At 36.6% G+C, this 7143-nt stretch carries 5 protein-coding genes; 2 read left to right on the top strand and 3 right to left on the bottom strand.

Features of this window, described 5'->3' with window-relative positions; all coding sequences use genetic code 11:
- Positions 1-374: 374 nt before the first annotated feature.
- Entirely contained in the window at positions 375-1553 is a 1179-nt protein-coding gene (locus AC0KSB_RS13275; RefSeq protein ID WP_472310076.1) for an iron-containing alcohol dehydrogenase, read from the top strand.
- 79 nt (positions 1554-1632) lie between these two features.
- Positions 1633-3177, top strand: a complete 1545-nt coding sequence (locus AC0KSB_RS13270) for an HD domain-containing phosphohydrolase (protein WP_472310074.1) — start codon at positions 1633-1635, stop codon at positions 3175-3177.
- A 69-nt stretch (positions 3178-3246) separates the two neighbouring features.
- Here the strand turns inward: AC0KSB_RS13270 and AC0KSB_RS13265 are convergent, their stop codons facing one another.
- From AC0KSB_RS13265 to AC0KSB_RS13255, 3 genes are read right to left on the bottom strand one after another with little or no spacing between them, the layout of a single operon-like run.
- The gene (locus tag AC0KSB_RS13265; RefSeq protein WP_472310072.1) at positions 3247-4539 is read right to left on the bottom strand and encodes a hypothetical protein; all 1293 of its coding nucleotides are present in this window, start codon (positions 4537-4539) and stop codon (positions 3247-3249) included.
- Positions 4526-5377 carry an OmpA family protein gene (locus AC0KSB_RS13260; RefSeq protein WP_472310070.1) on the bottom strand — a complete coding sequence of 284 codons (852 nt, stop codon included), beginning with the start codon at positions 5375-5377 and terminating at the stop codon, positions 4526-4528. Before AC0KSB_RS13260 ends, AC0KSB_RS13265 begins: the two co-directional genes overlap by 14 nt.
- Positions 5378-5431: 54 nt before the next feature.
- Positions 5432-7111, bottom strand: coding sequence for a hypothetical protein (locus AC0KSB_RS13255; protein WP_472310068.1), 1680 nt, complete (start codon positions 7109-7111; stop codon positions 5432-5434).
- Positions 7112-7143: the final 32 nt, after the last annotated feature.

The raw sequence follows: 7143 nt of genomic DNA, 5'->3' as shown, positions 1-7143 counted from the left end.
GGTTGACCGGCAAAAAGTATTTCATAATGGATCGCTACTTTGATGAGAGAGAAACAGCAAGAAAAGAAGCGTTAGCAGAACGAGCAGCATACCTGCATGTTGTCACCTGATTCATGCAGATACCGGAAGACAATTTACACCAACTTTTTGGACTTGACTTATTCAGCCTGCTTTTGACCTCAATATCTGATAATCGTCATTATACCATTTTATTGAGATTATTTTTTTGCATTAATAGTCTATACATTTAAATATTAATAGATAAAATTATATATATAGTGAAAATATAAAAATAGCATAATTATTCAGTCAGCCCTTCTTTAATAAAATAAAGCATACCGTTCAAACGGTAAAATAATCAAAGGAGTGTCAACATGATTATTGATGATCAGACAAGTGGAGTTGGAGAAGATTACGCTGAACTAAGGAAATTTGTTGCTCCGGAAATAATATTTGGAGAAAATGCCAGATTACTGTTGTCGCGCTATTTACAACACTTTACAATTCGCAAGCCGATGATTGTGACAGATCATGAACTTCTTGACTTTGATTGGTTTATTGACATCATCGAGCATATTTCAGCTTATACAAATACTTACTATATCTACAGCGATATAACTGCAAATCCCAGAGATTACGAAACTATGCTGGGATCAGAAATTTTTATATCGCAAAATTGTGATGCAATTATAGCTATCGGAGGCGGCAGTCCTCTTGACTGTGCCAAAGGCATAGCAATTGTAGCATCAAATGGTGGCAATATTCTTGATTATACAGGAGTGGATCAGATCAGGTTGCCTGGTCCTCCCATGATCTGCCTGCCCACTACTTCCGGTTCTTCAGCAGACGTTTCACAATTTGCTATTATTTGTGACACAGTTTCTAATACCAAAAGAGGTATCATCAGTAAAAAGCTTGTACCAGATCTTGCTTTAATTGATCCTGTTCCTCTTTTGACTATGTCACCATATTTAACAGCCTGTACAGGTATGGATGCACTAACTCATGCTATTGAGGCTTATGTATCAAATGCCCAGTCGGCACTAACCGATGTACATGCCTTAGAAGCAATTAGTCTTATTGGCAAAAACATCCGGCAGGCAGTTAAGCCAGATCGTACACTGGCTACTATGTATAATATGATGAAAGCGTCTTTACATGCAGGACTTGCTTTTTCCAATGCCAGTCTGGGAGCAGTACATGCACTTTCTCATAGTTTAGGAGGTCTGCTTGATCTTGCTCACGGCGAATGCAACAGCATCTTGTTAGAAAATATCATAGAATTAAATTATGATGCAGCAGCAGAACGCTATGACCGCATAGCCAATGCTTTGGGAACTGAAAAAGGCAAAAAATCTTTATTAGAAACTATATCTGCTCTAAGATCTGATATAGGAATTAAACATTATGTTGAAGTCGACGATATAACAGATAAGCTAATTAGTCAATTAACAGAAAATGCATTAATCGACCCTTGTATGGTTACCAATCCACGTCAGCTCAGCGAAAAAGAAATTGCAGGCGTATTTAGCAAAATCATCAACAGGGAATGAGGTAAACAACTTTTTATCAAAATAAAAAAGTGATCTGGAAAAACAGAAATTAATTAGATCTTTTAAACGGGGACAGTTTATGGACGAAAAATACAGTGAATTTGAAAAAAGGCAGTTAGAACAAACAGAGCCAAAAGACTTTTCAGATCATAGGTCAAAAATGCCTACACGTGAAGCAATTATAGGTCTGGGCGAGGATTCAATAAGAAAAAATTATTATCCCGAGCTGCAGGATAAGCTGCTTGATCTGGAAAGGATAAATGCCCGCACACGTGCACTTATTACTACAATACCGGATATTTTGCTGGTAAGTGATCTTGAAGGGCATGTATCCCCTCTAACTATGCGCTCTAAGACAGAAAATCCCCTGATTATGGCAATTATGCGAAATGATCAGATTATGGGACAGATAAGAGCATCTATACGTGAGCTTGCAGCTACCAAAAGGTTAATAACAAGAGAAATGATGCTAATTTTTCAAAATACAACCCTTTTTCTTGAAGCAAGAATGCATCTTTCCGAACTTGGTGAAGTACTTATCATGATTCGTGATATAACGGAACGTACACACATGGAAATGAAATTGCGTGATATGGCACAAAGAGATTCTCTAACCGGATTATATAACAGGCGTGTTTTTGAAGAAAAAATGCATGAGTATAATAATAAAACTATTGAATCATTAACAATGGTATTAATAGATATAGATGGTTTAAAGCTGGTCAATGATACATTAGGCCATCAGGCAGGAGACGAAATGCTAAAGGCAACTGCCGACCTGATATCAGAGGTATTTGGTAAGAATTCAATACTGGCAAGAGTAGGTGGAGATGAGTTTGGCATAATAACGTTAGACAGGCCTTCTGCAGCAACAGAAAGTGAATTAATCAGGCTACACAGCAAATTAAAAAAGCTGCATAAGAACAATAGTGAACAATATCCTTTTTCAATTTCCTGGGGTTATGCACATAGAGATAAGCTGCCAAGCAATCTTAAACTTGTTTTCCAGGAAGCAGATAATAATATGTATCAGAATAAACTGTTAAAAGATGGCAGTGCCCGTAATAATCTTGTAAAAGCACTTAAACTGGCTTTAGAAGCCAAGGATTATATAACAGAAGGACATGCAGATCGCATGGAAGCTCTGGCGATTGCCATAGGCAGCAGACTAGGCATGACACAAACTCAACTGGATCGTCTTAGGCTGCTGACAAAATTTCATGATATCGGCAAAGTCGGTATACCAGACAGTATTTTGAAAAAAGAAGGACCGCTTAATGAGGATGAATGGATAATAATGAAAACCCATAGTGACATAGGAGAACGTATTGCCCGTGAATCAGCGGAACTTGAAGCTATAGCACCTTTAATTTTACAACATCATGAACGCTGGGACGGCAGCGGATATCCTCTAGGAATTTCTAAAAGAAATATACCTCTGGAATGCCGTATTTTAAGTATCGTGGATGCCTTCGACGCTATGACAAATGACAGACCATATCGAAAAGCAATGCCGGCAGATACAGCAATCAAAGAAATAGAAGACAAAAAAGGAAGCCAGTTTGATCCTGATCTGGTAGAAACTTTTGTACAGATAATCGAACCAATGGTATTTACTTCCTGAAGGGAAAATATTTTAAATTGCAAACTCGAGTTCTGGCACATTAGAATTTATCGGATAGTAAAAAGATCCTTAGGAAAGCAGCTCATCCATTATTTGTTTTGCATATAATACAGATGCACCTTCGACATTAATATTTATTGCCTGCGAACCCTTACCTGATTTAACAGAATTAATAATCTGGCTGGAATAAAATCCATCTTCTGCGGCTTGCAGAACTGCCTGACGACCTTCAATATGTTCATATATATCAATTGAGTCAATACTTTTACTCAACATCTCAACTGGATAAATCAAAATATTTTTATAATCTTCTTTATTATCTCCCAGAATAATCCTATCAAAATAAATTAAAAGCATCGACCCTTGATTTTTTTCAAGTATTTTTATCCGTTTAATCAAAGGTATATACCTTTCAATCAGAGATAATTTACGCTTATTGTCAGAAAACCAATCTTTGATATCAGCCAGATTCTGCCATAACTCAAAATTTCTTTGAGCTATTTCATCTATCATTATCCAGGGTATCCGGTCATATATTTCTCTTTCTTTTCTTATCTTTTGAAAAATTCTATCATCGTACTGATGTGGCTCCAGTAATTTCAAATAGGATTCAAATATCTTTACAGACTGATTGGATCGCTGTAAAACATATTCCTCAATAATTTCACTATTATTTTTTAGAAAATCTGTATCTTCTTTTCGCACACAAATATAGTAAAGAAGCAAAAATTCAATTCCTGAACCAGAAATCAAATTGAAATCGGCTTCGAATTTACTAAATTCAGAATAGTCATAATTATTCAGAAAATAATTATAAAACTTGGAACAAAAACCGAATTCAAAGTTTCCCTTCTCTTTATCAAGAGCAGGATCATTTAATACCTCCGGGATAAATGAAGCCCACAAAGGTATTTCTTTTTGTTCAGCAGGCAAAGCAAGTCTGTGCAGCCAATCCGTCAAGCTGTTTTTATCAGGCAGATTAAGTTTGTCAGTAATATTATCAAATTCAGAATAGCTTCTGCCCTGCCATGCAATAGTCAATTCGGAACACAAATTGATTAAAGGTCCGCAGTCCACATGGTATTGGAACAATTCCCAGACAAATCTGGCAATTCTTGGAGTAAATCTATATTTTATGAGCGCATAAATTATATCTTTTTCTCTCAGACTTAGATCAGCCTTGCAATACAAGATTACAAGACTGTTCAGTCTGCTGACAGGAATAGTCATGGCAAGTAATCTTAAATCAGTATTATTATCACTATAACGAAATAAACCGGAAGCAAAATCCTCCAACCATTGCTTCTGTTCATCATTATTATATTGTGAAACTAAAGGGCAAGCATAATTAATCATCGCCAAAAACCAAATCACCAAGATTGCTATAGTCAAGTAAAATAGACAGTTCCACTCTTCTTGAAAGATCTCTGTTAACCGAGCCATTTTTCATAATTGGATTTTGATCAGCCAGACCAGAAACTGTATAAGTAAAACCTGAACCATTTTCAATATTAAGACCTATAAGATTGTTATCGGACAGAAAACTTACCACTGCCTCAGAGCGCTGATGAGATAGTGAAAGATTGAGATCTAAAGTGCCGCCATCATCAGCAAAACCGGTAAAAACAACCTGTCTTATACGGTCAGACTGGTCCGATTCAAGCAGAATCTGATTTATAACCGGATAGATCTCCAGAAGAAAATCTTTATCATTATCTGTTAAATCAGAGCTGCTGGAAGCAAACAAAAGATGCTGATCAAATCTAAGAGCATTAGTATTTTCGTTATAAATACAGCTTATACCTTGTTCTGCCAGTGCTGCAATTATATCTTCATATATTTTTTCTGTACTGGTATATTTTTCCAGATCAGAACGCAGCTGCCCTAAAACAGCTGCACTAATATCATCCGATTCACTAAGCTCAGTCAGTTTAATACGTAATGATTCCAGATCCTGTTTTGCCTGATCAAGTTCAGTCTCCAAGCGAGCAATTATTTCCTGATTCGCCTGATCAGATGTTTCTTCAGTCTGTTTTCCGGTTCCATCACTATCAGAAGGAGTTTGAGACCTGGCCGAATCAGTCAGTGGAGCAATAATAATGATCAAGACCAGCAAGGCAACAAGGGCAAAAACCAGCAATACCGGTGAAAAAACAAGAACAGCTTCAGATTCAGTTTTATTTGTCTTTTTATTAAACATCCGAAGACCTCATTACATTTTTCAGCCTATAAAGCCGAAAAGCTCAAATAATAATTATTTTTTTTCTTGCTCAGAAATTACAGTTTTTGCCAGAACAACAGCAGCCGGCAAATCATCTACCGAATCTCTAATTATTTCCGCAGCAGAAACAAGTTTTTTCGAAAGCGAATTTACGGCATCTTCCATATCAGCATATCTTTGTTCAAGACTAACGGAAACACTCTCAGAAAAGCCTGACACGGAAGAATTAAGTTGTCTGTTGAGTTCAGAAACTTCCGTAGAAACCTCTCTCGAAAGGAAAGTAAGGTCTCTGACCTGTTCATCAATTGATTCCATCAATGTTCTTGTTTGACCATCAAAATTTTCCAGTAGATTGCTTGTTTTCTCATCAACATGTTCAAATGTTGTGGTATATACATCGGTAAATCTACTAAAAATATTTTCTATTTCTGAGTTAAGGTCATCTTGCAACTGCATCATCTGATTATTCATTTTATCAAAATAACCATTATTCAGTTCCTGCATAGTTTGTCTTTCATAAGCAAACTCAGCAATCAAACGTCGGTCTGCTTCAAGCAGTTGATTCATCGACTCTGCCAGCTCACCTGCTTTAGCCATGCCAGAAGCAAGATTATCCGCAGCTGTCGCCAGATCAGTCCTTACTTCGGTAAGATCATTTATGGTTTCTGTAGCTCTGGCATTAAGATCGTTTTGAATTCTCATATTTTCATCAACGGTAGAAAGCAGAGAATTCATTCTATTAATACTGGCAGCTTGTACTTGTTCAAGTTCACGCGAAATCAAAGACAGTTTTTCCAGCTGGGAGCTATAGCTGCCGCTAAGCTTTTCATAAAAAGAGTCAGCCAGAGCTTGCATGCCTTCATTTTGCAATTCCAGAACATGTGCGGTAAAGTTCTCAGCAGCTCTGCTGAGATTAATAATTTCAGGTTTGAGATGCTCTTCCAATGACATTCTATAACTATGTTTCAAGTCGGGAATTAACTTGTTGTCAAAAACCTCCAAAACAGTATTGGAAATCCTGGCATCCATATCAGAAAGTAATTCTGTCTGTCTGGTCAACTCAATATATTCTTTCTGCCGGCGATCATTTTCACTAACAGCCCCAATCTTTTCTGAAAACAAGGTAAAAAGAGCTACTAAACGATTGACTGTACTTAAGGCAAAAATACCATCTATAATCCAGAAAAGAAGACTGCTTAAAATAGCTGCAATCAATAAGAAAGCTATTTGCCGCCAGTTGGAAGCCCATAGATTCATCACTGAAATATCTGAAGAACCTGCAGCAATCATGCCGATTGAGCTAATCAGCAGGGCAATGATAACTATTATTCCTGGAACTAATTTAGCGATATTTCTCTGACATGTAATATAAAAGCTCTCTAAAGCCAGATCACGGTTATCAGCAAGATTCCAGGCAGGCTTATCAGGATTATAAAGATCATGCCCTATTTGATCCTGCCAGACTTTAAGCAAACCTTTTAATCTGCAGCTTTTAACACTCTTTTCAATTTTTTTAAACCGGTCACTGTCATTATCTTTGATATTTCCGACCTTTTTATTCAAAATTTTAACTCTGCTTGCGAATCCCAGCAATAGAATAAAATCAAAATATATAATCGCCAGGAGAACAGTCCCCGGAATGATCAATAACCCTATATCAAAAATCAGATCAGCAGATATTTTCTGCAGAAACAAGATGATATCATTAATCAATTTTATTTGCCTCCTAACGATTGCTTTTTAAA

Source organism: Ercella succinigenes, from assembly GCF_900002895.1.
This window is presented reverse-complemented; position numbering and strand designations above follow the sequence as displayed.